24 protein-coding genes are annotated in these 25,729 nt (G+C 71.8%); 10 read left to right on the top strand and 14 right to left on the bottom strand.

What is annotated here, in order from left to right:
• Positions 1-121 precede the first annotated feature (121 nt).
• On the bottom strand, positions 122-514 hold the full coding sequence (locus ACFWBD_RS27005; RefSeq protein ID WP_385671828.1) for an ankyrin repeat domain-containing protein: 393 nt from the start codon (positions 512-514) through the stop codon (positions 122-124).
• A 263-nt stretch (positions 515-777) separates the two neighbouring features.
• Between ACFWBD_RS27005 and ACFWBD_RS27010 the strand changes: the two genes are divergently transcribed.
• Positions 778-972, top strand: coding sequence for a hypothetical protein (locus ACFWBD_RS27010; RefSeq protein ID WP_020128927.1), 195 nt, complete (start codon positions 778-780; stop codon positions 970-972).
• Between the two features lie 41 nt (positions 973-1,013).
• On the top strand, positions 1,014-2,687 hold the full coding sequence (locus tag ACFWBD_RS27015; protein ID WP_385671831.1) for a hypothetical protein: 1,674 nt from the start codon (positions 1,014-1,016) through the stop codon (positions 2,685-2,687).
• 24 nt (positions 2,688-2,711) lie between these two features.
• On the opposite strand, the gene ACFWBD_RS27020 is transcribed toward ACFWBD_RS27015, so the two are convergent.
• Positions 2,712-4,211 carry a PLP-dependent aminotransferase family protein gene (locus tag ACFWBD_RS27020; RefSeq protein ID WP_385671834.1) on the bottom strand — a complete coding sequence of 500 codons (1,500 nt, stop codon included), beginning with the start codon at positions 4,209-4,211 and terminating at the stop codon, positions 2,712-2,714.
• Between the two features lie 99 nt (positions 4,212-4,310).
• Between ACFWBD_RS27020 and ACFWBD_RS27025 the strand changes: the two genes are divergently transcribed.
• From ACFWBD_RS27025 to ACFWBD_RS27040, 4 genes are all read left to right on the top strand, one after another.
• Entirely contained in the window at positions 4,311-4,997 is a 687-nt protein-coding gene (locus ACFWBD_RS27025; RefSeq protein WP_385671837.1) for a YitT family protein, read from the top strand.
• Positions 4,994-5,761, top strand: coding sequence for a glycerophosphodiester phosphodiesterase (locus tag ACFWBD_RS27030; protein ID WP_385671840.1), 768 nt, complete (start codon positions 4,994-4,996; stop codon positions 5,759-5,761). The genes ACFWBD_RS27025 and ACFWBD_RS27030 overlap by 4 nt, the downstream gene beginning before the upstream one ends.
• A 52-nt stretch (positions 5,762-5,813) precedes the next feature.
• Positions 5,814-7,187: an MFS transporter gene (locus tag ACFWBD_RS27035; protein WP_385671843.1), complete on the top strand. Its 1,374-nt coding sequence runs from the start codon at positions 5,814-5,816 to the stop codon at positions 7,185-7,187.
• 278 nt (positions 7,188-7,465) lie between these two features.
• Positions 7,466-7,840 (top strand): RNA polymerase-binding protein RbpA, encoded by a 375-nt coding sequence (locus ACFWBD_RS27040; protein ID WP_020128921.1) that lies wholly within the window; start codon positions 7,466-7,468, stop codon positions 7,838-7,840.
• A 138-nt stretch (positions 7,841-7,978) separates the two neighbouring features.
• Here ACFWBD_RS27040 and fxsA read toward each other — a convergent pair whose 3' ends face one another.
• The 4 genes from fxsA to ACFWBD_RS27060 form a co-directional block, all read right to left on the bottom strand.
• Positions 7,979-8,509, bottom strand: coding sequence for an FxsA family membrane protein (gene fxsA, locus ACFWBD_RS27045; RefSeq protein WP_385671846.1), 531 nt, complete (start codon positions 8,507-8,509; stop codon positions 7,979-7,981).
• Positions 8,510-8,555: 46 nt separating this feature from the next.
• Positions 8,556-9,392 (bottom strand): polyprenol monophosphomannose synthase, encoded by an 837-nt coding sequence (locus ACFWBD_RS27050; RefSeq protein ID WP_385671849.1) that lies wholly within the window; start codon positions 9,390-9,392, stop codon positions 8,556-8,558.
• 583 nt (positions 9,393-9,975) lie between these two features.
• Positions 9,976-11,592, bottom strand: coding sequence for an amidohydrolase (locus ACFWBD_RS27055; protein ID WP_385671852.1), 1,617 nt, complete (start codon positions 11,590-11,592; stop codon positions 9,976-9,978).
• Positions 11,593-11,660: 68 nt separating this feature from the next.
• Positions 11,661-12,101, bottom strand: coding sequence for an Lrp/AsnC family transcriptional regulator (locus ACFWBD_RS27060; protein WP_385671855.1), 441 nt, complete (start codon positions 12,099-12,101; stop codon positions 11,661-11,663).
• A 277-nt stretch (positions 12,102-12,378) separates the two neighbouring features.
• Between ACFWBD_RS27060 and ACFWBD_RS27065 the strand changes: the two genes are divergently transcribed.
• The gene (locus ACFWBD_RS27065) at positions 12,379-12,843 is read left to right on the top strand and encodes a hypothetical protein (protein ID WP_385671858.1); all 465 of its coding nucleotides are present in this window, start codon (positions 12,379-12,381) and stop codon (positions 12,841-12,843) included.
• Between the two features lie 538 nt (positions 12,844-13,381).
• On the opposite strand, the gene ACFWBD_RS27070 is transcribed toward ACFWBD_RS27065, so the two are convergent.
• On the bottom strand, positions 13,382-14,557 hold the full coding sequence (locus ACFWBD_RS27070) for an acyl-CoA dehydrogenase family protein (protein WP_385671861.1): 1,176 nt from the start codon (positions 14,555-14,557) through the stop codon (positions 13,382-13,384).
• A gap of 274 nt (positions 14,558-14,831) precedes the next feature.
• On the opposite strand from ACFWBD_RS27070, the gene ACFWBD_RS27075 reads away from it, so the two are divergent.
• On the top strand, positions 14,832-16,079 hold the full coding sequence (locus tag ACFWBD_RS27075; protein WP_385671864.1) for a glycoside hydrolase family 18 protein: 1,248 nt from the start codon (positions 14,832-14,834) through the stop codon (positions 16,077-16,079).
• Positions 16,080-16,213: 134 nt separating this feature from the next.
• Here the strand turns inward: ACFWBD_RS27075 and ACFWBD_RS27080 are convergent, their stop codons facing one another.
• From ACFWBD_RS27080 to ACFWBD_RS27090, 3 genes are all read right to left on the bottom strand, one after another.
• The gene (locus tag ACFWBD_RS27080; protein ID WP_385671866.1) at positions 16,214-16,873 is read right to left on the bottom strand and encodes a TetR/AcrR family transcriptional regulator; all 660 of its coding nucleotides are present in this window, start codon (positions 16,871-16,873) and stop codon (positions 16,214-16,216) included.
• 74 nt (positions 16,874-16,947) lie between these two features.
• Entirely contained in the window at positions 16,948-17,088 is a 141-nt protein-coding gene (locus ACFWBD_RS27085; protein WP_385671869.1) for an SCO1431 family membrane protein, read from the bottom strand.
• A 90-nt stretch (positions 17,089-17,178) separates the two neighbouring features.
• The gene (locus ACFWBD_RS27090; RefSeq protein ID WP_385671872.1) at positions 17,179-18,546 is read right to left on the bottom strand and encodes a peptidase C39 family protein; all 1,368 of its coding nucleotides are present in this window, start codon (positions 18,544-18,546) and stop codon (positions 17,179-17,181) included.
• A gap of 195 nt (positions 18,547-18,741) precedes the next feature.
• Here ACFWBD_RS27090 and ACFWBD_RS27095 point away from each other — a divergent pair, with 195 nt between their 5' ends.
• Together ACFWBD_RS27095 and ACFWBD_RS27100 are read left to right on the top strand one after the other, a co-directional pair.
• Complete coding sequence (locus tag ACFWBD_RS27095; protein WP_385671952.1) at positions 18,742-19,362, top strand: uridine kinase; 621 nt, start codon at positions 18,742-18,744, stop codon at positions 19,360-19,362.
• Between the two features lie 437 nt (positions 19,363-19,799).
• Positions 19,800-21,662, top strand: coding sequence for an AAA family ATPase (locus ACFWBD_RS27100; RefSeq protein ID WP_385671875.1), 1,863 nt, complete (start codon positions 19,800-19,802; stop codon positions 21,660-21,662).
• Positions 21,663-21,680: 18 nt separating this feature from the next.
• On the opposite strand, the gene ACFWBD_RS27105 is transcribed toward ACFWBD_RS27100, so the two are convergent.
• The 4 genes from ACFWBD_RS27105 to hisG all read right to left on the bottom strand — a co-directional run bounded on the left by ACFWBD_RS27105 (position 21,681) and on the right by hisG (position 25,664).
• A complete protein-coding gene (locus ACFWBD_RS27105; RefSeq protein WP_385671878.1) occupies positions 21,681-22,805 on the bottom strand; it encodes a hemolysin family protein in 1,125 nt (374 codons plus the stop codon).
• Positions 22,802-24,127 (bottom strand): hemolysin family protein, encoded by a 1,326-nt coding sequence (locus ACFWBD_RS27110; RefSeq protein ID WP_385671881.1) that lies wholly within the window; start codon positions 24,125-24,127, stop codon positions 22,802-22,804. The genes ACFWBD_RS27105 and ACFWBD_RS27110 overlap by 4 nt, the downstream gene beginning before the upstream one ends.
• Positions 24,128-24,333: 206 nt before the next feature.
• Entirely contained in the window at positions 24,334-24,801 is a 468-nt protein-coding gene (locus ACFWBD_RS27115; protein WP_385671884.1) for a PH domain-containing protein, read from the bottom strand.
• A gap of 14 nt (positions 24,802-24,815) precedes the next feature.
• Positions 24,816-25,664: an ATP phosphoribosyltransferase gene (gene hisG, locus ACFWBD_RS27120; protein WP_385671887.1), complete on the bottom strand. Its 849-nt coding sequence runs from the start codon at positions 25,662-25,664 to the stop codon at positions 24,816-24,818.
• Between the last annotated feature and the right edge of the window lie 65 nt (positions 25,665-25,729).

A 25,729-nucleotide genomic window follows, 5' to 3' on the forward strand; every position in this document is an offset into this window, starting at 1 on the left:
CATGATGACCCGGCTGTTCTACCTGCCGCGACCGAAATTTCCGGCGGCCTTGTACCGCCTCCCCCGTGGTCGTCGATTTACCTGGTCAGGAATTCCCTTTGACCTGCTCAGGACCGTCGGCTCAGTGCACGCCGAACAGCTCCAGCAGCTCCGCCCTGTCGAACATACGAGCGGTGTCCACGGCCGACGGGGTCCCCTGGGAGGGGTCGGCGCCGGCCTCCAGCAGGACCTTGATGACGTCCGCCTCGCCCTTGAAGGCCGCCCCGGCGAGCGGAGTCTGGCCTCGGTCGTTGATCCGGTCGGCCTCGGCGCCGCGGGCCAGCAGGGCCCCGACCGCGTCGGCGTGACCGTGGTACGCGGCGAGCATCACCAGGGAGTCGCCGCGGTCGTTCGTGAGGTTGGCCGGGACGCCCGCGTCGACGTACGCCACGAGCTCCTCGGTCCGGCCCCCACGGGCCAGATCGAAGATCTTGGTCGCCAGCTCCACGACCTCGGGGTCGGGGGCTTCGCTCATCGGCCGGTCCGCCTCTCCACTCAACCGTTCAGGTGAAACGCCAGGGTACTGGCTCGTCGGACACCTGGCCGGTCCCGTCGGCGGCGACGATCACGGGCGGACCCGTTCGACGCGATTCTCCTGTTCAGGCAACCCACCAGACCTTCCGCCAGTGGGGGGAAATCATCCGTATTTCACCCAGTTGCACCTTTTGTAGTATGGATACATCCTGTGATCCTGGAAGTACTCATGGTGACTGTCCCCCGCGAACCAGGAGAACCCAAATGATCCTGTCCATGTCAGGCGTAGTCCTGCTCGGCATCATCGTCTTCCTCTTCTTCCGCAAGGACGGGCTCAAGGCGTCGCACGCCGTGGTCTCGGCCCTGTTCGGGTTCTACATGGCCAGTACGGCCATCGCCCCGAGCATCAAGGCAGGCGGCGAGAGCCTGGCAAGCCTCCTCGGCGGCATCAAGTTCTGACGCCGCCCGTCCCGTCCGTACGCACCTCACAGGAGACAGCAGTGGCCCGGCGCCCCCTTCCCAGCATCCTGAGCACAGGCAGCGCACAGATCGCCCGGAGCCGGGAGCTGGCCCGGACGGCGGCCGACAGCGCCACCGATGTACTCCATCCGCTGATCACGATCACCCGCGGACTGCGCCGGCTGGCCTCGGCCGGGCGGCGCAGGTGGGCCGAGACCCCCAAGGACCGGCGCGGACCGCTGCTGTTCCTGGTGGCCTCGTTGATCCTGGTCGTGGCGCTGGTGCCGTACGGCCCGCTGCTCGCCGTCATCACCCTGATGGCGGCAGCGGCCTGGCAGGGCAGGGACCGCACCCCACCGGCTCCCGACGGCCCCGACGAGTCGCAGATCCAGCGACTCCAGGTGCTGCACGAGGCCCTGGTCCCGTACTTCTCGACGGCCGACGACCCCGCTCCCCTGTACGCCCACGGCGGCGACTGGGAGACCGTCTTCCCGACGCAGGAGTTCGACGACTCGGGCCGCGTCTCCCGCCTAGTGATCCGCTACCCAGCGTTCTTCCCGGACGGAGAGGCCGCCCCACGCGCGCGGATCGAGCAGCTGCTCGCCGCGAAGTCCGGCCGTGGCCGCGAGTACCTCTTCGTCTGGGACGAGGAGGGCAACGAACTCACCCTCAGCGTCCTCGCCCCCCTCCCCACCGACATCGCGGCCCAGCGTTTCGTCACCGCCCCCGGCGAGACGGTCCTGGGCTTCACCGACCCCTCCCGGGTCCTGCGCACGCTCCCCCTCACCCACGGCGAGGACCGGCGCGACGTCCCGCCGGTCGTCTGGCGCACCGGCATCCGCTCCACCGAGCCGCACCTGCTGGCGGTCGGCCAGCCCGGCAGCGGCACCTCGACCCTGCTGCGCTCCATCGCCCTCCAGGCCCTCCAGCACGGCGAGGTGCTGGTGATCGAGGGCGGCGGCACCGGCGAGTACGCCTGTCTCACCGGCCGGGACGGCGTCCTGGGCGTCGAGGTCGGGCTGGCCGGGGCGCTGGCCGCCCTGGAGTGGGCGGTGCACGAGACGGAGCGCCGGCTCATCGCCGCAAACCGCGCCCGGCAGGCGGGCGACCCGCCGCCGCAGGACACCAAACAGCCGTTGTGGATCCTTGTGGACCGCCCCACCGCCTTCACCCACCTGGCCGACACGGACGGCCGCAAGGACCCGCAGTCCCTCCTCCAGGTCCCCCTCCGGCACGGCCGCGCGGTCGGGGTCACGGTGGTGGTGGCGGAGCAGTTCGACGCCCTGGACTCCCTGAGCGACGCCGTACGGCAGCACACCCGCGCGCGGGTCGCGCTCGGGCCGGCGTCCAAGCAGCAGCTGGAGGCGGTCCTCGGCGCACCCCCGCACACCACGCCCGTCGACCACACGCCGCCGGGACGCGGCTACGCCCGGCTCGGATCGGGGCCGGTGCACCGGCTCCAGGTGCCGGCGACCCCGGACCCGTACGACGACGCGACGAGCGACGCCCAACGGCAGGCGGTGCTGGACCTCCTGCCGCCGCGCTCCAAGCCGCCGGCCGACACGGAGTCGCCGCCGCCGGTACCGGTCGAGGTCGTGCTCACCAAGCCCGTCGAAACGGACGCCACGGACGCCGAGGTCACGAAGGCCACGGCCGCCGACGCCGTGGCAGCCGACTCCGTGGGCGCGGAGCAGGTGTCGAGCGCGGGCGGGTGACCGCCGCCCCGCCCACGCGCCCTTCTAGGCGACGAACGTGCGCGGCCCCTCCACGCCGACCGTCCCCCCGCTCTCCACGATCCGGGCCGCGGCCGCCAGCCTGGCGGCCGCCTCCTCCGCCACCGCGCCGCCCACGGTGAACGGCAGTCGCACATACCCCTCGAAGGCGCCGTCGACGCCGAACCGCGGCCCGGACGGCACCCGCAGGCCCACCCGCTCACCCGCCTCGGCGAGCCGTGACCCGGAGAGCCCCCCGGTCCGCACCCACAGCGTCAGCCCGCCCTGGGGCACGGAGAACTCCCACTCCGGAAGCTCCCGGCGCACCGCCGCGACCAGGTCGTCGCGGTTCTCCCGGGCCTGGTGGCGGCGCAGCTCGACGGCCTGCTCCCAGCCGCCGGTGCTGAACAGCCAGTTCACCGCCAACTGCTCCAGCACCGGCGTGCCCAGGTCGGCGTAGGCGCGCGCGGCGACGAGGCTGCGGATGACGTCCGGGGCCGCCCGCACCCAGCCGATGCGCATCCCGGCCCAGAAGGCCTTGCTCGCCGACCCCACCGTGATCACCGTCGAACCCGCGGGGTCGAAGCCGCAGACGGGCCGCGGCATCACGACATCGTCGTCGAGCCACAGTTCGCTCATGGTCTCGTCGGCGACCAGCACGGTCCCGGCGGAACGGGCCGCCTCCACGAGCCGGCGCCGCTGGTCCTCGTCGGCGAGCGCCCCGGTCGGGTTGTGGAAGTCGGCGACGACATACGCGATGCGCGGCGCGGCCTCGCGCAGGACCTGGCGCCAGCGGTCCATGTCCCAGCCGGCGAGCCCCTCGGCCATCGCGACGGGCACCAGGCGGGCACCCGCCTCCCGCATCAGCTGGAGGATGTTGGCGTAGGAGGGCGACTCGACGGCGATGCGCTCTCCGCGCCCGCCGAACAGATGGCAGATGGCGTCGATGGCCCCCATCGCGCCGGTGGTGACCATGATCTGCTCGGGCATCGTCGGGATCCCGCGCGCGGTGTACCGCTCGGCGATCATCGACCGCAGTGCGGGCAGGCCCGCCGGATAGTCGCCGTGCGTGTGGGCGTACGGGGGCAGCTCCTCCAGCGCGCCCCGCACGGCGCGGGTGAGCCAGGGTTCGGGCGCGGGCAGGGCCGCGCAGCCCAGGTCGATGATCGAGCCGAGGGCCTCGGGCGGCAGCGGCTCCAGGCCGCGTGCCGGAACCGGGTTGCCCGCCGGGACGGCCGTCCAGCTGCCCGCGCCGCGCCGGGACTCCAGGAACCCCTCGGCGCGCAGCGCCTCGTAGGCGGCGGCGACGGTCGTCCGGCTCACGGACAGGGACAGGGCCAGTTCCCGTTCCGCGGGCAGGCGCGCGGCGACGGGGACGCGGCCTTCCAGCACCAGCAGCCGGATGCCGTCGGCGAGCGCCCGGTAGGCCGGCGGGCGGCGCGACCCGGGGCCCGCCGGGCGGTCCTGCTGGGACTTGAGCAGCCGCGCGAGCTGTGCGGCCCCCACCGCAGAGGTCCACTGCGCCATGATTACCAGTCCACCTTCCCCGAATTGGCCATGGATGCCATGCTCTTCCGAGCCACAGAGTGTCACGAGTCAGGCCACTACGACCACCAGGGGGACCCCTTGTCCGAGCCGCCACCGCAGGAGACACCCCCGCGGGATCCGAACGGCCACCTCGCCCGCCGGCTGATCCAGCTGTACGTCGGGCTCGTGCTCTACGGCGCCAGCTCCGCCCTGCTCGTGCGGGCGGGCCTCGGCCTCGAGCCCTGGAACGTGCTGCACCAGGGTCTCGCCGAGCTCACCGGCCTGACGATCGGCGTCGTGTCGATCATCGTGGGCGCGGCGGTACTGCTGCTGTGGATCCCGCTGCGCCAGCGCCCGGGCCTCGGCACGGTCTCCAATGTCTTCGTCGTCGGCCTCGCGATGGACGGCACGCTCGCGTACGTCCCCGAAGCGCACGGCCTCGCCGTCCAGGTGCCGCTGCTGCTGGCCGGGATCGTCCTCAACGGGGCTGCCACCGGCCTGTACATCGCGGCCAGCTTCGGGCCGGGGCCGCGCGACGGGCTGATGACGGGGCTGCACCGGCGTACCGGGCGTTCGATCCGGCTGATGCGGACGGCGGTGGAGGTGGCGGTCGTGGTGACCGGTTTCGCCCTAGGCGGCACCATCGGCGTCGGCACCCTGCTCTACGCGGTGACGATCGGTCCGCTCGCCCAGCTCTTCCTGCGGATGTTCGCCGTTCCCGCTGCATCGGGCGGCAGCACGGTCGTTGCCACCGGGACACCACAGGGAGCCATACTGCGTCCGTGACCAGCCTCCTGACCCACCCGTATCTCGACCATCCGGGACCCATCCCGTTCGCGCACCGCGGTGGGGCCGCGGACGGTCTGGAGAACACCGCGGCGCAGTTCGGGCGCGCGGTCGAGGCGGGTTACCGCTATATCGAGACCGATGTGCACGCCACGCGGGACGGGAAGCTCGTCGCCTTCCACGACGCGACGCTGGACCGGGTGACCGACGGCACGGGCCGCATAGGCGACCTCCTCTGGTCCGACGTACGGCACGCGCGCGTGGCGGGCAAGGAGCCGGTGCCGCTCTTCGAGGAGCTTCTGGAGACCTTCCCCGAGGTGCGGTGGAACATCGATCTCAAGGCGGAGCCCGCACTGCACCCGCTGCTCAACCTGATCGCACGCACGGGCGCGTGGGACCGGGTCTGCGTGGGCTCGTTCTCGGAGGCGCGGGTGGTGCGGGCCCAGCGGCTGGCCGGACCGCGCCTGGCGACCTCGTACGGCACCCGGGGCGTGCTCGGCCTGCGGCTGCGGTCCTGGGGCCTGCCCGCGGCGCCGCTTCGCTCGGCGGTCGCCGCGCAGGTGCCGGAGAGCCAGTCGGGCATCCGGGTCGTGGACCGTCGCTTCGTCCGGGCCGCCCACGCGCGCGGGCTCCAGGTGCATGTGTGGACGATCAACGATCCCGATCGGATGCACCACCTCCTGGACCTCGGAGTCGATGGCATCATGACCGATCACATCGACACGTTGCGCGAGGTCATGGAGGACCGCGGCGTCTGGGTCTGACCTCGGTCCCGTCGCCCGCGCGCGGCTGCGGCAGCGGGAGGCGAGGGCACGGGTGGACATCGACACCGTGCGGACGACGGCGTCCGACGAGGCCGCCGAACGGCGGCGCGAGCAGCGCGGCTGGTACTTCTACGACTGGGCGTGCTCCGTCTACTCGACGAGCGTGCTCACGGTGTTTCTCGGCCCGTACCTGACATCGGTCGCCAAACGGGCGGCGGACGCCGACGGGTACGTGCATCCGCTGGGCATCCCGGTGCGGGCGGGTTCCTTCTTCGCGTACTCGGTGTCCCTCTCGGTGATCGTGGCCGTGCTGGTGATGCCCCTGGTGGGTGCGGCCGCCGACCGCAGCGGCCGGAAGAAGCCCCTGCTGGGCGTCGCAGCCTATGTGGGCGCCGCGGCCACGACCGGCATGTTCTTCCTGGGCGGCGACCGCTATCTGCTGGGCGGCGCCCTGCTGATCGTGGCGAACGCGGCCCAGTCCGTGGCGATGATGCTCTGCAACTCCTATCTGCCGCAGATCGCCCCGCCCGAGGAACGCGACGCGGTCTCCTCCCGGGGGTGGGCCTTCGGCTACGCGGCCGGCTCGCTGGTCCTGGTCGTCGACCTGGTGCTCTACCTCGCCCACGACTCCTTCGGCGTCTCCGAGTCGATGGCGGTGCGGATCTGCCTGGCCTCGGCGGGCCTGTGGTGGGGCGGCTTCACGCTGATCCCACTGCTGCGGCTGCGCGACCGGCCGGCCGAGACCCGGAAGGCGACCGCCCGGACGGACGGGACGGCTCGCACGGCTCCCGGGTTCCGTCAGCTCGCGGCGACGGTCCGCGACATGCGCCGCCACCCGCTGACCCTCGCCTTCCTCCTCGCGTATCTGATCTACAACGACGGCATCCAGACCGTGATCTCCCAGGCCTCGGTCTACGGCTCCGAGGAGCTCGGCCTCAGCCAGTCCACGCTGATCGGCGCCGTCCTGCTGGTGCAGGTGCTGGCCGTGGCGGGCGCGCTGGGCATGGGGCGTCTGGCCCGGACGTACGGCGCGAAGCGCACCATCCTCGGCTCGCTGGCGGCCTGGACGCTCACCCTGGGAGCCGGATACTTCCTGCCGGCCGGGGCACCGGTCGGCTTCTTCCTGCTCGCGGCCGCGATCGGCCTGGTCCTCGGCGGCAGCCAGGCGCTGTCCCGCTCCCTCTTCTCCCACCTGGTCCCGCCCGGCAAGGAGGCCGAGTACTTCTCGGCGTACGAGATGAGCGACCGTGGCATGAGCTGGCTCGGCCCGCTCCTCTTCGGGGTCACCTACCAGCTGACCGGGAGCTATCGGGACGCGATCATCTCGCTGGTGGTCTTCTTCGTCGTCGGGTTTCTCCTGCTCGTACGGGTACCCGTACGGCAGGCGATCCGCGACGCGGGGAACCCGGTCCCCGAGAGGATTTAGCACTCAAGGCGAAAGGGCGGTAGTGTACGCGTTTGGCCTGCCAGGCGTACCGTTACTGCGCGTCAAAGATGCCGAAACGCTGGGTGACATCTCCTTTCAGATGTGACAAACCGGGCGCCGGTGGGTACTGCACTGATGGACAAGACTGCGGCTACGACGGCGACGCATGACCCGGAACGGAACTCCGAACGGGAATCTTTACCGCCGACCGGACGTTGACCGGATGACGACGACAGCGACACCTGTCCTGTGGGCGACAAGCCCGGGAGGCACGATTCATGAGTGAGCGAGCTCTTCGCGGCACGCGCCTCGTGGTGACCAGCTACGAGACCGACCGCGGTATCGACCTGGCCCCGCGCCAGGCCGTGGAGTACGCATGCGAGAAGGGGCACCGGTTTGAAATGCCCTTCTCGGTCGAGGCGGAGATTCCGCCGGAGTGGGAGTGCAAGGTCTGTGGAGCCCCTGCACTCCTCGTCGACGGCGACGGCCCTGAGGAAAAGAAGGCCAAGCCCGCGCGTACACATTGGGACATGCTGATGGAGCGGCGGACCCGCGAGGAACTCGAAGAGGTCCTCGAGGAGCGGCTCGCCGTTCTGCGGTCCGGGGCGATGAACCTTGCGGTACATCCCCGAGACAGCCGCAAAAGCGCATAGCGCTGCGGGGCTGTGACCCGCTTCACAACGCACGACAACGACCGCGGGCACCGTACGTGACAAACGTACGGCGCCCGCGGTCGTCGTGCTGTCCCCTGCGAGTGGGACGCAGCCCCCTGGAGGATCAGGCTCCCGGAATCACTGCTCGTCCCTGATGACCTCGCCCTGCACCACCTTGCCGTCCGGGCGGTGGATGCGGGCCTGCTGGAACGCGTCGCCCAGGGTGCCGGGCGTGGCCGCGGCCGCCCTCAGCTTGCGCTCCCCATAGCCGCTCACCGCCTTCTGGACCGGCGGGAGCAGCAGGAGCAGGCCGACGACGTCGGAGGCCAGGCCCGGGATCATCAGGAGCAGGCCGCCGAGCATCATGAGGCCGTTGCCGCCGCCCCGGCTGGAGGCCGCCGTGCCGCGCTGGAGCGCCTCGTTCAGGTTCCGGAAGGCCCGGCGACCCGCCCGCTTGATGACCACGGCGCCCAGGACGAACCCGGCGGCCAGGAGCAGAAGGACCACCAGCCCGCTCGTCGCGCCCGCGACCACGGTCAGCAGCCAGATCTCCAGCACCAGCCACGCGGCGAGCGCCAGCGGCAGGAACGTCCGCAGACGCGAGCGGCGGGGCTGGGCGGCGGGCTGGGCGGATGTCGGGTACGCGGGGGTCGGAGAGCCAGTTGTCATACTCCCAGTGTGCCCGCACCAGGCTCAGAGCGGCATAAGGGGACGATCAGCCGTCGCTGTGAGACTTGGCGGGCGCCTGTGAGCGCTCCGGCTGGCCGCCGCTCCGGCCCGTGATCTTGCCGACCCGCTCCCCCACGCCCCAGGCCGTGACCCGCCACAGCGCCTCGACGAGGATGTCACGGCTCATCTTGGAGTCGCCGTGCTCGCGCTCGACGAAGGTGATGGGGACCTCGATGACGTGGAAGCCGGCCTTGACTGCACGCCGGGCGAGGTCGACCTGGAAGCAGTAGCCCTGGGAGGCGACCTCCTCCAGGCCGAGGCCCTCCAGGGTCTCGCGGCGGAAGGCGCGGTAGCCGCCGGTGATGTCGCGCAGCGGGAGGTCGAGGGCGAGGCGGGAGTAGAGGCTGCCGCCGCGGGAGATGACCTCACGGGACTTGGGCCAGTTCACCACCCGGCCGCCCGGCACCCAGCGGGAGCCCAGGACCAGATCGGCGCCCTTGAGCGCGGTGAGCAGGCGGGGCAGTTCCTCGGGCTGGTGGGAGCCGTCGGCGTCCATCTCGATCAGCACGCCGTAGCCGTTCTCCAGGCCCCAGCGGAAGCCCGCGAGATAGGCGGCGCCGAGGCCCTCCTTGCCCTTGCGGTGCAGGACCTGGACCTGGTCGTCACCGACGGCCAGTTCGTCGGCGAGCTTGCCGGTGCCGTCGGGGCTGTTGTCGTCGGCCACGAGGACGTGAGCCTCGGGGACGGCCTTGCGCACCCGGCCGACGATGGTCTTGATGTTCTCCGCCTCGTTGTAGGTCGGGATGATCACCAAGGCCGTGCCGAGCGGACCGAACTGCCTCCCCCGGTCCTGTGCCGCGAGGGTCCCGTCGCCGTCGTTCACTACTGCCCCTTCAAGTCCGTACGCAGGGGACCACCATAGTGGCCGCCGCCTGCGATGACGTGCCGGGACGTACGTACGGTGGTGTCGAACCCGCGAAAGCGGGGTAAGAACGTACCTTTGGGCTTGTATGTACGTACCTACCCCGTAGGGGTGAGCACAAGCCGGGCGGGTGCGGGCCTGCTACGGATGGGGGCCCGGCGCTCTTCGGGCCGGCATGGGACCCGCTGGCTGCGGGTCGACCGAAGCCGTTGTCTACTGAGCGCCCGGGCCCCATCCGGGTCACACCTCCCCGACCGGCCGGAACGTTCCCTCGCTGCGGGGCGGGCGCTGAGCCTGGCTGCCAGTGGCGGTGCGCCGGTACGGCTCACCGTCCCTGACCCAGCGGCGCCGCGGCGAGTGCGCGGGCGTTCCCCGGGCGGGGCGTCCGATGGTGGACTCCGCCGAACCTACCGGCCCCCCGCCATCGGCTGTCAATAGCGGCTTGACCTGCGGATCTACGGTCAATGCCCAGGTCAGCGCGGAGAAGACACCGGGCGTATGTCGGCGGGCGGACGGGTGATCTTCCCCGGGCCGGCCCGGCAGGTCACTCGCTCGGCCGCAGGAACACGGTCCGGCCGCCCACCACCGTGCGCAGGCACACCGGGAGATCGCCGCCGGGGGTCAGGTCCGGCAGTCCCGGGGTGCCGGAGCGGGGGTCGGTGGACCAGCGGGCGACCCGGTCGTCGGGGGCCTGGACGACCAGTTCGTCCGTACGCCAGACCGCGTAGTCGGCGGGTGCGCCGGGAACCAGGACGCCCGCGTCGTCACGGCCGATCGCGCGCCAGCCGCCGCGCGTGTGGGCCGTGAACGCGGCGCGGGCGGACACCCGGTGTTCGGGGGTGCGGTGGAAGGCGGCGGCGCGGACCGTGCCCCAGGGGTCGAGGGGGGTGACGGGGCTGTCGGAGCCGAAGGCGAGCGGGACACCCGCGCGCAGCAGGGCCGCGAAGGGGTTCAGGGTGCGGGCCCGCTCGACGCCCAGCCGCTGGGCGTACATGCCCTCGTCGCCGCCCCACAGGGCGTCGAAGGCGGGCTGGACGGACGCGGTGAGGCCGAGCTCGGCGAAGGCGGCGATCGTCTCGGGCGTGACCATCTCGGCGTGTTCGACGCGGTGGCGGGCGGCACGGATCCGGGCGAGGCCGACCTTCTCCGCGGCGGCGCGCACACCCTCCACGACGGCCATCACGGCGGCGTCGCCGATGGCGTGGAAGCCCGCCTGGAGGCCGGCCTCGGTGCAGGCCGTCACGTGGGCGGCGACCTCGGCGGCGTCCAGGTAGGCGGTGCCGGTGTGGTCGGCGTCGGTGTAGGAGGCGTGCAGACAGGCCGTGTGGGAGCCGAGGGCGCCGTCGACGAACAGATCCCCGGCGGCGCCGAGCGCGCCCAGCTGCCGGGCCTTCTCGACATCCCGCTCGGCCCAGTAGCCGACGACCCGGGGGCCGGGCTCCTCGGCGGCGAGTCGCAGGAGGTCGGTGAAGTCGTCCTCGGAGGAGATCTCGGGTCCCGCGCACTCGTGGACCGAGCCGATGCCGAGGGAGGCGGCGTGCGCGAGGGCGGTCCGCTGGGCCTCGGCGCGCTGGGCGGGCGTCACTGCTGCGAACGCCGCGGCACGGACGGCGTGGTGGGCGTCGCGGGTGAGCGGTTCGCCGTCCGCGAAGCCCGGCTCGGCGCGGGCCCTCGGCGCCCGTTCCAGCAGGGCGGTGGTGACCACGGCGGAGTGCACGTCGATCCGGCTGAGGTAGAGCGGCCGGCCGCCGGTCGCCTCGTCCAGTTCGTCCCGTCGGGGCGGGCGGCCCTCCGGCCAGCGGGAGGCGTCCCAACCGTGCCCGAGCAGCACCTTGTCCCGTGGACGGGCCACCGCGAAGGCCCGTAGGAGGGCGAGGGCGGCCGCCAGGGAGGGGGCAAAGGAGAGGTCGAGGCCGGTGAGCGCGAGGCCGGTGGACGTGGTGTGCACATGGGCGTCGGTGAACGCCGGGGTGACCAGGGCGCCGTCCAGGTCGACCACTTCGTCGACGCCGTCCGCGAAGGCGTCGGCGGCGCCTTCCGAGCCGACCCAGGCGACCTGACCGCGTTCGACGACCATCGCGGTCGCGAACGGGTCGGCGGGGCTGTGTACCTCTCCTCGGCGGAGCAGGACGGTCTTCGGATCGGCGGTGCGCTCACTCATGGGAGACAGTCTCGCGCCTCGCCTCGGCCGCCCGGCACGCGGACCCCTCGGATCCTCGGCGGATCCGCTCAGATACGGGGTGGCCGGGCCTCGTACGGGGTGGACAGCACGACCGTCGTGCGCGTCGACACGCCGGCGAGCGCCCGGAGCCGCCCGAGCATCTCCTCCAGCTCGTGCGGGGTGGCCACACGCACCTTGAGGATGTAGTTCTCGTCACCGGCCACGCTGTGACAGGCCTCGATCTCCGGTACCCCGGCCAGCCGCTCCGCGATGTCGTCGGGGGCGCTGGGGTCGAACGGTGTCACCGAGATGAAGGCGGTCAGGGGCAGCCCGACGGCCTCGGAGTCGACGACGGCCGCGTATCCGCGGATGACGCCGCGCTGTTCCAGTCGGCGCACCCTCTGGTGCACGGCCGAGGTGGACAGGCCCGTGGCCTTGCCCAGATCGGTGTAACTCATCCGCCCGTCCTTGACGAGCAGCTGCACGATTTGTCGGTCCAGCTCCTCCATGACGCAAGAACCTACCGTGCGCGCGATCTCCGCGTATACCTATGCGGCCCAGGTCATAGCCGGTTTGTGACGTGGCCGGAAGTCGACGACGGCCGGGCGCCGGGCGTTCGGGGGCTCGACCGGCGTACGAGGCACCTGCAAGTGGCATGTGACGAATGCCACAGCACTCCCCAACTCTTCGTGATGTCCTCGTGATTACCGCCGAGACAGGGCGGGAAGTGCTTGCTGTGGTCGAGGCCGCAGTGCCTTCACGGCCCAGCCCGAGGGGGAGAATCCCATGCAGAGTCTTAAGCGCCCTGGTCGCACCGCGCCCAAGCGGCTCCAGTCCGTCGTCGAGCCCGAGCCGGAGGGCGTCGAACCCGTCGACGCGGACTACTCCGACAGCTTCGACGTCGACGACGCCGACAGCTTCGACGCGTACGACACCTTCGAGATGTACCGGGTGATCTGCCCGGACTGTGCGCAGCCGATCGCGCTGCTGGCGGACGAGGAGGTCCTGCCGGAGCACGCGCTGTGCGCCTCGCCGTGGAACCCCTTCGGGCTCACGGTCTGCACCGGGACGGGACGGGGGGCCGCCGAGGCCCGGCCCGCGGACGAGTCCGTGGAGCCCCAGGAACAGGACACCGCGCTCCTGTTGACGCTCCCTCAGGGGCTGGACTGGCGCACCCAGCCCTTCTCGCACGTAGGTGGCCCGGGCTCGCGCCCGATGCGCGTGCCGACGATGGGCCGCCTGGCCGCCTGAGCGCCGTGTCCGCGCTCGTCCCACCGGCCCGACTCCCGTAGCTGCCCTGCACCACGGCCGGCAGGTAGCCGTGGTGCAGGATCAGTGCGTCCGGAGCGGCACGGGAGGCCGGCGCGGGCGAGGGACGCCTGCCGGTGGGCAATGCGTGACGGCGAGCGGCAACCTGGGTGTCCTGTAAGGGGTTTGGCATCTCACCAGGTATCGCCGGGCCGACCGCACACAGGTCGAGCCCGAACCGGGGGCACTCCCCGAACTCACGCTCGACCTTCGCTGCCGGTGACCTGTCCCCGGGCCCGGCGTTGCCCTGGTATGACCCCCACCCAGTCGGTCGCGCCCGGGCGTCACCGCCAGCTCTTCGTCCCCGTGCGTCCGGAGCCTGTTCGGGAAAAATCGGTTCCGCTGGCTCCGCCGCCCCCGCAGGACCCGCCCATCTACCGCGACCTCCTGCGCACCTGGGCCGACCGGGGCCGCACCCTGCCGGGGCGCCACGACCCGGAGTGGGTGCGGCTGGCGGCCCCGCAGGTGCGGCCGGGGCAGTTCAGCGGGTTTCCGGACCCAGCAGGTGACGGGCGATGACCATCCGCTGGATCTGGTTCGTGCCCTCCACGATCTGCAGGACCTTGGCCTCGCGCAGGTAGCGCTCGACGGGGAAATCGGCGGTGTAGCCGTACCCGCCCAGGACCTGGACGGCGTCGGTGGTGACCTGCATGGCCGCGTCGGTGCAGTGGAGTTTGGCCATGGCCGCCTGCCGTCCGAACGGCCGTCCGGCGTCCCGGCGCCGCGCGGCCGCCAGGTACAGCGCCCGCCCCGACTCGATCCGGGTCGCCATGTCGGCGAGCAGGAAGCGCAACCCCTGGAAGTCGGCGATCGGCCGCCCGAACTGCCGTCGCCCCTTCGCCCAGGCGACGGCCTCGTCGAGGGCCGCCTGGGCGAGGCCGACCGCGCAGGCCGCGATGCCGAGCCGCCCCGAGTCCAGCGCGGCCAGGGCGATCGCGAAGCCCTGGCCCTCGTCGCCGATGCGCCGGGCGTCGGGGAGCCGTACCCCGTCGAAGTGCACCTGGGCGGTGGGCGAGCCCTTCAGCCCCATCTTGCGCTCGGGGGCCGCGACGCTCAGTCCCGCGGCGTCGCCGGGCACCAGGAACGCGGTGATCCCCGACGCGCCCGCGCCGCCGGTGCGGGCGAGGACGGTGTAGAAGTCGGCGAGTCCGGCATGGGTGATCCAGGCCTTTGTGCCGGTGATCACCCAGTCCCCGCCGCCCTCCCGCACCGCTCCGGTCCGCAGCGAGGCCGCGTCCGAGCCGGAGGACGGCTCGGAGAGGCAGTACGCGCCGAGCTGCCCGCCGCCGAGCATGGCGGGCAGGTGCGCGGCCCGCTGCGTGTCCGTGCCGTGGGCGGCGAGCGGGTAGGAGGCCAGCGTGTGGACGCTGACGCCCAACCCCACGGTGAGGCGGACCGCGGCGAGCTCTTCGAGGACCTGGAGGTACACCTCGTAGGGCTGGTCGCCGCCGCCGTACGCGGAGTCGTACGGCAGACCGAGCAGCCCCGATACGGACAGCAGGGTGAACAGATCGCGCGGGAAACGCCCGGCGTCCTCCTCCTCGGCGGCGGCCGGTGCGATCTCGCGTCGGGCGAGATCACGGACCAGCGCCATGAGGTCCCGGGCCTCGGCCGTGGGCATGCAACGGTCCACCGGGGACGGCGCGCGGTCGGGCATGGCGGCTTCCTCCTCCCGGACTGACCAGCGGCTTCGCGCTGTGAGTATGCCCGCGGGGCACCGCCGCCGCACCGGAGGGACGCCGGAAACGCCGGACCGACAGTCAGAGGGACGGCGGACCGACCGCCGGAGGGACGACGGGACGGGCGTGCGGCCGATTGGTCCGAACCATTGACTGAGTGGTCTAGTCCTCCTACCGTTTCGCTCCAACGCTTTCCCGCGTTCATGCCGATCGGCGTGCGATCCCCTCTCTGCCCCTGCGAGGAGACACCCGATGCACACCCCGCTCCGCCCCCGCCCCCGCGCCCGGTTCCGGACGCTGGTGTCCGCCGCCTGTTGTGCCGCGCTCGGCGCCGCCCTGCTCGCCGGCGCGGGCACCGCCACCGCCGGCGAACCCCACCCCGCCGAGACCCGCCCGGCCGGCTCCAAGGTCGTGGGCTACTTCACCGACTGGGGCATCTACGACCGCCAGTACTACGTCAAGAACATCGAGACGTCCGGCTCCGCGGACCGGCTCACCCACATCAACTACGCCTTCGGCAACGTCACCGACGGCAAGTGCGCCCTCGGCGACTCCTGGGCGGACACCGACCGGCCGTTCACCGCCGGGGAGTCCGTGGACGGCGTCGCCGACACGGCGGACCAGCCGCTCAGCGGCAACTTCAACCAGCTGCGCAAGCTGAAGAAGCTGCACCCGAAACTCGAGGTCAGCTGGTCGTTCGGCGGTTGGAGCTGGTCGGGCGGCTTCGGCGAGGCGGCCAAGGACCCGGCGGCCTTCGCCAGGTCCTGCCACGACCTGGTCGAGAACTCCGAGTGGGCGGACGTCTTCGACGGCATCGACATCGACTGGGAGTACCCGAACGCCTGTGGCCTCACCTGCGACACCAGCGGCCGGGAGGCCTTCCGGGACGTCATGAAGGCGCTGCGGGCCGAGTTCGGCAAGCGCGAGCTGATCACGGCGGCGATCACGGCGGACGCGACCGCCGGCGGCAGGATCGAGGCGGCCGACTACGGGGGCGCGGCGCGGTACGTCGACTGGTACAACCCGATGACGTACGACTACTTCGGCACGTGGGCGGCCACCGGCCCGACGGCACCCCACTCGCCGCTGACCTCGTACCCGGGCATCCCGCAGCAGGGCTACGACACCGCCGCCACGATCGCCAAGCTCAAGCGCCTGGGCATCCCGTCACGCAAGCTGCTGCTCGGCATAGGCTTCTACGGGCGTGGCTGGACCGGCGTCACCCAGGCGAAGCCGGGCGGCACGGCCACCGGTCCCGCGGTGGGAACGTACGAGGCCGGCAACGAGGACTACAAGGTCCTCAAGGCCAAGTGCCCGGCGACCGGCACGGTCGGCGGCACCGCCTACGCCAAGTGCGGCAACGACTGGTGGAGTTATGACACCCCCGCGACCATCGCGACGAAGATGAGGTACAAGTCCAGGCAGGGGCTGGGCGGGACGTTCTTCTGGGAGCTGAGCGGGGACACGGCCGACGGTGAGCTGATCCACGCGATCAAGTAAGCCCGGTTCATGGGGCACTTGGGGCGGAGGGCCACGAGCCTCCGCCCTCGGTGCGTCCGCCTCGCGCGTCCGCCTCGCGCGTCCGCCTCGCCCGTCCGCTTCGGGCGTCAGACCTCGCCCGTCAGTCCTGCCCGTCAGTCCTGGCGGCGGGCCGGCTTCGGCGCGGCGAAGGCGGGCTCGAGTTCCTCGATGGCGCGCAGGGAGCCGCCCAGGGACTTCACCAGCAGATCGCCCATGATCTCGCGGGAGAGTTCGGGGCGGGCGAGCCACTCCAGGGTGGCGCCCTCGACGCTGCACACCCAGGCGAGCAGGCCCATGCGGGGCAGCGCCGGGATGTCGCTGCTGCCGTACGCGCCCTCGGCGATGGTCGCCACGATCGCCGCACGCACGCCGTCCCGGATGGCGTGCACCTCGGTGTCGAAGCCGACGCCGCCGCTGACGATCGTGCGGTAGGCGGCCGTGTTGTGCTCGGCGTAGCGCAGATAGCTGTCGATGGTGCGGTGCACCCGGTCCACCTGGGGCAGTTCGAGGCCGCTCGCCGCGAAGGTGACCAGATCGGCGACGGAGTCCTGGATGATCGCCAGGTAGTAGCCGCGCTTGGACTGGAAGTAGTAGTAGATCAGCCCCTTGGCGACATGCGCCTGCCGGGCGATGTCGTCCATCGAGAGCGCGTCGTAGGACGTGTCGGCGAACAACTTCCGCCCGATGGAGATGAGTTCGGCGCGGCGCGCCAGTGAGCGCTCGGTGCCGCGTGCCCGGGGACGGGCAACTTCGCGCTGTTCACTGATATTCAATTTCGACCCTGGTCTCGGGCGGTCGGCGGGACATCCGCAGTATGTCAGGTCAACCGTGCGTCAGGTCACGCCCGTCACAGCAGTCCGAGCTGGGTGACCAGCATCGCGACGACCGCGACGAGGACCCAGCCCATGACGTGTTCGAGGACCTTCGGGCCGTCGGTCTCGGGGCCGCCGGTGCGGGCGCGGGTGGCGGTGGCAGTCTGTGCGGTCATGGTGTCTCGCTGAGGTCGGACGTACGGGTGGTTCCCCCACCGATCCGTCCACCTTGCCACCCGCCGGGGCTTTTGCGGCTGAGACCTTGCTCACACGGGGACCCCCACCGCCGTGAGCGCCTTGCACTGGCGGGCCGTCGGACGCGCCGGGAAGTAGAGGTAGCAGACGCCTCCGGTGCCGGAGGCGACCTTGCCGCTCGCGTTGTACCGCTTGGTCCTGAGCCAGATGTTCTCGAACTCCCGCCGCCGGTACACGCGCCGCACCGCCGTGTCGTCCGCCGAGAACGGGTCGTTGGCGATCACGTCGCCCTCGGCCGTGAAGCCGATCACGGTCATCAGGTGCCCCGAGGTGCCGTATCCCGCTCCCGTGAGCTCCTCCTTGAGGAACGACTGGGACGTTATGGCCGGGATCCCGGCCGCGATCAGCGTCTCCAGATCGGTGAGCGAGCGGAGCCGGGTGACCACCCCCTGGAGATCCTTGAAGGTGGCCGCGTAGGCGGCGTTGAACGGCCAGTTGCCGCAGCCGGCGTACTGGTGGTCATAGGTGTGCCTGGCCGCGTGGCACACCTGCGGGTCGGCGTAGGACGGGTCGACCCACGCCAGCTGCTCGGCGGTCAGCCGGCCGCCCCAGTACTCGACGATCATCTGCGAGGAGGTGGGGCTGCACCAGGCCTCGCCGCCGCTGTCGTACTCGGGGTACTGGCCCAGGTGGATCTCCTGGGAGTAGCGCGGGACGCTCAGCTCCTGCGCGAGACCGGGCACGGAGGCCGGGACGGTGAACCGGTCCGGGATGTCGGAGCCCATCGCGCCCAGCCGCCACACGGTCGGGGTGAGCTTGGTGCCGGGGCGCCGGTAGAGGGTGAGGCGCAGGCGGCAGGAGGCGAGGCGCAGGCCCGTCGAGGCGTCGTCGATCGCGAAGGTGTCGGTCCAGACGGTGCTTCTGCCGTCGGTCTGGTCGTCGACCGAGGTGCGCTTGATGTCCTGGTCGCCGGAGGCCCAGCGGCCCATCACGTACCAGGGGGTGTCCGTGCCGTCGGAGTACGTGCCCCTCAGCTCGACCTGGAGCCAGGTGCCGGCCGGGGTGCTCGCGCTCCAGGAGGCGATCACCTCCGTCGAGGGGACGGCGAGAGTCTGGACCGGGGACGTCCAGGTCGCGTACTCCCAGGTGGCCGTGGTCTTGGTGTGCGGGTCGGTGTAGTCGACGGTGCCGAGCGGGGTGCCGACGGCGACGCCCGGGCGCAGGCCCGCCACGGCACGGGCGCCCCTGGCGGTGCCGGCGCGCCAGTCGGCGTACGTGGTCCAGGAGCGGTAGTCGACGGTCGGGGCCGGGGCCGACTCGGCGGCCGCGGTGTCCGTCGTGTCGGCCGCCGTGGCGGCCGGGGCCGAGCCCCCTGCCACCGCGGCGGCGACCGCGGCGGCGAGGACCGTTCTGCGGGACGGCTGTTCGGCTCTGCTCATGAGCGGGAGACCCCCAGGGTGTCTGCGCGGCTGTGCGCCAACTATGGACGGAGCGGGCCCCGCCTTCCAGCACTTCCGCCCGTGCCACGCCACCAATATCGGTCTGAGCCACTGGCAGGACGAGCGGTCGTAGACTTTCGCGCCGTACGACGTATCTCCCTCCTCGCCCCCGCTCTTCGCACCCCGGGACCCGCCATCCACCAGCTCGCCTCCCGCCTGCGCCGTCTGCCGCCGTCCTGTGGGCCGGTACGGCTGATCGGTGTCGACGGACACGCCGGCTCGGGGAAGTCCACCCTGGCCAAAAGGCTGGCCGAGGCACTGGGTGGCGCGCCGGTGCTGCGTCTCGACGACATCGCCGGCCACGACGAGCTGTTCGCCTGGACCGGGCGGCTGCTGACCCAGGTCGTCGAACCCTTCGGCCGCGGCGAGACCGCGTACTACGCCCCCTACGACTGGCGCGCCCGCCGTTTCGGCCCGCCGCGGCCGCTGCCCGCGGCCCCCGTCGTCCTGGTCGAGGGGGTCGGCGCCGGCCGCCGCGCACTGCGGCCGTTCCTGGCGTGTCTGCTGTGGATGGACCTGCCGCCCGAGGAGGCCTGGGCGCGCGGGCGGTCCCGGGACGGGGAGGAGCAGCGGGAGTTCTGGGACGAGTGGGTCGCGGCCGAGATCCGTCACTTCGCCGACGATCCTTCGCGCCCCCATGCGGCCCTGCTGGTACGGCAGTTGAGGCGGGGGTACGAGATGTTGCCGGGGCCGGTGGGAGACCTTGGACTGCACCAGGATGTCACCCACCGTGACGGGCCACCCGCGATGTGGTGAACGTGTGAAGGGCCCCGCGTCGAACTTCGCCAACTGCTTCAGCTGTGCTTGACCGACGGCCCGTACAGGACTTACGTTCTGAATGCGCGGCTATCACAGCCGCCCTCGGACGCGAAGCCCCCGATTGTTCCCCCGTGATCGGGGGCTTCGTTCTGTCCTCATCCCGCCCGACGCCCCTTTTCCGGACGCGTCACGGCACGATTCGCTCACCCAGGGTCACCGCGCGGGATGCGCCCCGTCCGCTCCCACCTCGCCGAACGGCCTGTGCGGCACCCTACGGCGAGCGACTCCCACGCAGGTACGATGCCCTCGGTGCGACCTGGGCAACTGCCTCGCGCACCTTGCAACTCCGGTCCGCGGCACAGCGGTTCGACCAAGGCAGCCGAAGGGCGACGCCCGGCGGCACACCGACGGGGGCACGGTTTGTGGGGGACGTGATGGACTTCGGCACGCAGGGCCCCGACGCCCCGGCCGACCTCGCCTGGCTGCGAGGCGTGGACGCCTACACCATGGGCGCCTATCCGCAGGCGGAGGAGGAGTTCCGCACCGCGGTGCGGATCGATCCCGGGATGGCCGACGGCTGGCTCGGGCTGCACGCGCTGCGCGTCGACACGACGACCGCGCTGCTCAGGATGTTCCGGCACCGCGAACGCTTCGGCGAACAGCGGACCCGGCACCGCCGCACCCTCAACTCCTGGTACTGGCTGGGCTGGTGGGTGCAACCGGTGCTGGAGAGTCCGCGCGACCTGCTCCTCGCGCACGCCTCGCACTGGCTGGACGGCCGCCATGTGCCCGAACTGGACCGGGCGCTCGCCGGGCTGCCGCCCGTCGACACCGATCACCAGGTCCGCTTCCTGCACGCCTGCCGCGCCTATCTGGTCAAGGACTGGGAGCAGCTGGTCCGGCACACCGACCCGCTGCTCGACGACCCCCTGCTGGGCATCGAGGCCGGCCTGTTCGGCGGGATGGCCCGGGTGCGCCTGGAGATGTACGGACAGGCCGAGCCACTGCTGTCGTCGGCCCTGATGCGCTGCCGCAGCGAGCAGCCGCAGCGCAAGGAGCTGCGGTACTGGCTGGCCCGCGCCCATGAGGGAACCGGCCGTTCGGCGGCGGCACTCCCCCTGTACCGGGCGGTGCACCGCGTCGACGCCGCCTTCATGGACACCTCGGCCCGGCTCGCCGCGATCGCCGAGGGCGACGGGTACGACGATCCCGCCGACTTCGCGGCGATCACCCTCACCGGGGTGGGGCAGGACGTGGTGGACGGCCCGGACGGCTTCGACCCGCTGTTCGGCACCGAGGGGCGGGATCTGAGGCTCACCGAGCCCTCCGACCTGCCGCCCGTCGTCCCGCTGCCGTCGGTGACCGACCCGGCGGTGCGGGAGAAGACCGTCGTCTCCTCCTCGCTGCCGGCCGGGCCCACCGATCCCGATCTACTCGAGGAGGCGCTCGCCGAACTGGAACGCATGGTCGGCCTGGAGCCGGTGAAGCGCCAGGTCAAGGCCCTGTCCGCGCAGCTCAACATGGCACGGCTGCGGACCGGCCAGGGCCTTCCGGTCCAGCCGCCGAAGCGCCACTTCGTCTTCTCCGGCCCTTCCGGCACCGGTAAGACCACGGTGGCCCGGATCCTCGGCCGTGTCTTCTACGCCCTCGGTCTGCTGGGCGGCGACCATCTCGTGGAGGCCCAGCGGGCCGACCTGGTCGGCGAGTATCTCGGCCAGACGGCCGTGAAGGCCAACGAGCTGATCGACTCCGCCCTCGGTGGCGTGCTCTTCGTCGACGAGGCGTACTCGCTGTCGAACTCCGGTTACGGCAAGGGCGACGCGTACGGCGACGAGGCGCTCCAGGTGCTGCTGAAGCGGGCCGAGGACAACCGGGACCACCTGGTGGTGATCCTGGCCGGTTATCCGGAGGGCATGGACCGTCTGCTGACCGCCAACCCCGGGCTGTCCTCCCGCTTCACGACCCGCGTCGACTTCCCCTCCTACCGGCCCCTGGAGCTCACCTCCATCGGCGAGGTGCTGGCCGCGGAGAACGGCGACGCGTGGGACGAGGAGGCCCTGGACGAGCTGCGCTCGATCGCCGGTCACGTCGTGGACCAGGGGTGGATCGACGAACTGGGCAACGGCCGGTTCCTGCGGACCCTGTACGAGAAGAGCTGCGCCTACCGGGATCTTCGGCTGTCGAGCTATCCGGGCGGGCTGACCCGCGACGACCTGTCGACCCTGCGGCTGCCGGATCTGATGCAGGCGTACGGGGAGGTGCTGTCGGGGAGGGGGCCGCAGGATCCGGCGGTGTGACGGATCCCGCGGCTCTTCTCAGCTCGCCAGCGCCTCCTCCGGGGACGCGGGTCCGCCCTGCTCGAGCGGAGCCGTGACCTTGGGGGAACTCCCCCTCGGTTCGGTCAGCCGGATCCCGGAGACCTCCCGGTGCGCGGGGTCGGTGACCTCGCCCACCAGCAGCTCCAGCACGTCCTCCAGCGCGACCAGGCCGAGCACCCTGCCGGACGCGTCGGCCACCTGCGCCAGGTGGGTCGCCGCCCGGCGCATCACCGTCAGCGCGTCGTCCAGCGGCAGTTCGGAGCGGAGCGTCGTCATCGGTCGCCAGACCTGCTGCGGCACCGCCCGCTCGGAGTGCTCCACGTCGAGGACGTCCTTCACGTGCAGATAGCCCATGAAGGCGCCGTTCTCAGCGGCCACCGGGAAGCGGGAGTAGCCGGTACGGGCGGTCAGCGCGACGATCTCCCCGGGGGTGACCGACGGGCTGACCGTCACCAGCGACTCGCGCTTCAGCAGGACGTCCGTCACCGGGCGGGAGCCCAGCTCCAGCGCGTCCTCCAGCCGCTCCTGCTCCTCGGGGTCGAGGAGGCCGGCCTGTCCGGAGTCCTCCAGCAGGCGGTTCAGCTGCTCGCTGGTGACGACGGCCTCGACCTCGTCCCTGGGTTCGACGTCGAAGAGCCGCAGGATGCCCCGGGCGCAGGCGCCGAGGGCCACCGTGATCGGCCGGCAGACCCGGGCGAAGGCGACCAGACCGGGGCTGAGCCACAGCGCGGCCTTCTCGGGGGCCGCCATGGCGAGGTTCTTCGGGACCATCTCGCCGATGACGAGGTGGAAGAAGACCACGGCCGCGAGGGCCACCACATAGCCCAGCGGGTGGATCATGCCGTGCGGGAGGTGGACCGCCTCGAGCACCGGCTCCAGCAGGTGCGCGACCGTCGGTTCGGCGACCGCGCCCAGGGTGAGGGAGCAGACGGTGATGCCGAACTGGGCCGCCGCCATCATCTGCGGCAGGCGTTCCAGACCGTAGAGGACCTGACGGGCCCTCGCGGTGCCCAGGGGCTCGATCTGACTGCGGCGGACGGAGACGAGCGCGAACTCGGCGCCGACGAAGAATCCGTTGGCGAGCACGAGCAGCGCGGCGAAGAGAAGCTGGAAGGCGCTCATCGGGCGACCTCCACGACCTGGCCGGTCCGCACCAGGCGGACCCGCTCGGCGCGGTTGTGGCCGACGCGGCGCACGGAGAGCCGCCAGCCGGGCAGTTCGGCCCGGTCGCCGACGGCCGGGATCCGGCCGAGCAGGTCGGCGACCAGCCCGGCGACCGTCTCGTACGGCCCCTCGGGGACCTCCAGGCCTATGCGCTGGAGGGTGTCGACACGGCAACTGCCGTCCACGTCCCAGGCGGGCCTGCCCTCCTCGGGCGGGGCCGCGGCGAGTTCGGGCGTGTCCTGGCCGTCGTGCTCGTCACGGACCTCGCCGACGATCTCCTCGACGATGTCCTCGAGCGTGACCACGCCGGCCGTGCCGCCGTACTCGTCGACGACGACGGCGATGGGCTGCTCGCTGCGCAGCCGGGCCAGCAGGGGCTGGACCGGCAGCGTCTCCGGGACCAGAAGCGCGGGGCGGGCGATACGGCCGAGCGGGGTACGGAGCCGGTCGTGGACCGGGACCGCCAGGGCGTCCTTGAGATGGACCATGCCGACGATCTCGTCGATCTTCTCGCGGTAGACCGGGAACCGGGACAGGCCGGTGGCGCGGGTCAGGTTGACCACGTCCTCGGCGGTGGCCGACGACTGAAGGGCGCTCACCTTCACCCGCGGGGTCATGACGTGCTGAGCGGTCAGCTCGGCCAGCGACAGGGTCCGGACGAAGAGGTCGGCCGTGTCCTGTTCGAGCGCCCCGGCCTGGGCCGAGTGGCGGGCCAGGGAGACGAGTTCGCCGGGGGTGCGCGCGGAGGCCAGCTCCGCGGTGGGCTCGATGCCCAGGGCGCGCACCAGCCGGTTGGCGACGGTGTTGAGCGCCGCGATCACCGGCCGGAAGAGGCGGGAGAAGCCGGCCTGCGGGCCCGCGACGAAGCGCGCGACCTGGAGGGGCTTGGACACCGCCCAGTTCTTGGGCACGAGCTCGCCGATCACCATCTGCACGGCGGAGGCCAGCAGCATGCCGACGACCACGGCGACGCCGGAGACGGCGCCCTCGGGGACGCCGATCGCGGTGAACGGGCCGTGCAGCAGCTCGGCCAGCGCCGGTTCGGCGAGCATGCCGACGACGAGCGAGGTGATGGTGATGCCGAGCTGGGTGCCGGAGAGCTGGAAGGACAGTTCCTTCAACGACTCGACGACCGTGTGGGCTCGTCTGTCGCCCTCGGCGGCGGCCTTCTCGGCGTCCGGCCGCTCGACCGTGACAAGGCCGAACTCGGCGGCGACGAAGAAGCCGTTGGCGAGGATGAGCAGGAACGCGGCTGCCAGGAGCAGCAAGGGGGTGGTCATGATGCCGCCGCCTCCGAACCAGGTCGGATAGGGGCGGCGCAGGTACTGCAGGACGAACCGTCCATCGCCGGAGGGAGTCACTCCTCGGGTAGCAGGAACCCCTGTGCACCCGGCAGGGAGCCACAGGGGTGGAGGCGTAAAGGGAACGCCTCCGTCACCAGATTAATCAAGACAGGGGCATGAGCGGCAGGGTGGACGGCCCCGAGTCAGCCCTGATCTTGCTCTGTGGGCGCCTCGGGGTCCCGGACGGACCGGGCTTCCGCGAGGATCCGCAGGGTGCGCGCGTCGGCGATGGCCTGCTGCTTGTCGATGCCCGGCTGGATGCCGAGGGCGGGCAGGCTGGTGCCGTCGCTGAGGTTGAGGAACACCCAGGGGTCGCCCGGACGGAGGTTCACCTGGACGATCTCGGCCCAGTCCAGGCGCCGCCTGCTGGCGATGTTCACGACGGTGACACCACGGTCGTCGGCGACGACGCGTACCCGGGCGAGCTGGGCCAGCACCCAGAAGACGAGGGCGCCGGTGAGGATGAAGCTGAGCCGCTCCCCCGGGCCGAGCTGGTCCAGCAGCATCGCCACGGCGGAGATGACGAGGAGGATCACCACTCCGGCAGTGAGCAGCACCACACGGGTGCGCCCTGGCCGGAAGGTCACGGGGAGGGTCGGCAGGTTGGACATGTTCCCGGCTGAGGTCAGAGGCGGCAGGCGTGGATGGCCGTGGTCAGGATGGCGCGGGCGCCGATGTCGTAGAGGTCGTCCATGATCCGCTGGGCCTCCTTGGCCGGAACCATGGCACGGACGGCGACCCAGCCCTCGTTGTGCAGCGGGGAGACGGTCGGCGACTCCAGACCCGGGGTCAGCGCGACGGCCTTCTCCAGCTGCTCCACGCGGCAGTCGTAGTCCATCATCACGTACGTCCGGGCGACCAGGACGCCCTGGAGGCGGCGCAGGAACTGCTGCACCTTGGGCTCCTCGACGTCCGCGCCGGTGCGGCGGATCACGATGGCCTCGGACTTCATGATGGGCTCGCCGAAGACCTCGAGGCCGGCGTTGCGCAGTGAGGTGCCGGTCTCGACGACGTCGGCGATGACCTCGGCGACGCCCAGCTCGATCGCGGTCTCGACGGCGCCGTCGAGGTGCACGACGGAGGCGTCGATGCCCTGCTCGGCCAGGTGCTTGGCGACGATGCCCTCGTAGGAGGTGGCGACCGTCCGGCCCTGGAGGTCCTCGAGGGCGTCGGCCGTGCCCGGCTTGGCGGCGAAGCGGAAGGTGGAGCGGGCGAAGCCGAGCGGGAGGATCTCCTCGGCGTTGGCGCCGGAGTCGATCAGCAGGTCGCGGCCGGTGATACCGATGTCGAGGCGCCCGGAGGAGACGTAGATCGCGATGTCCCGGGGGCGGAGGTAGAAGAACTCGACGTCGTTGACCGGGTCGACGATCCGCAGTTCCTTGGACTCGCGGCGCTGCTGGTAGCCGGCCTCATGGAGCATCTCCCCCGCGGGGCCTGACAGGGAACCCTTGTTGGGGACGGCGATGCGCAGCATGAGGTCGGCTTCCTTCGCGTGGAACGTGACGATCGGGGTGGATGTGTGGGGTGGTGTCTGAAAAA

This window comes from Streptomyces sp. NPDC060002, from assembly GCF_042737245.1.
Lineage (GTDB): Bacteria > Actinomycetota > Actinomycetes > Streptomycetales > Streptomycetaceae > Streptomyces.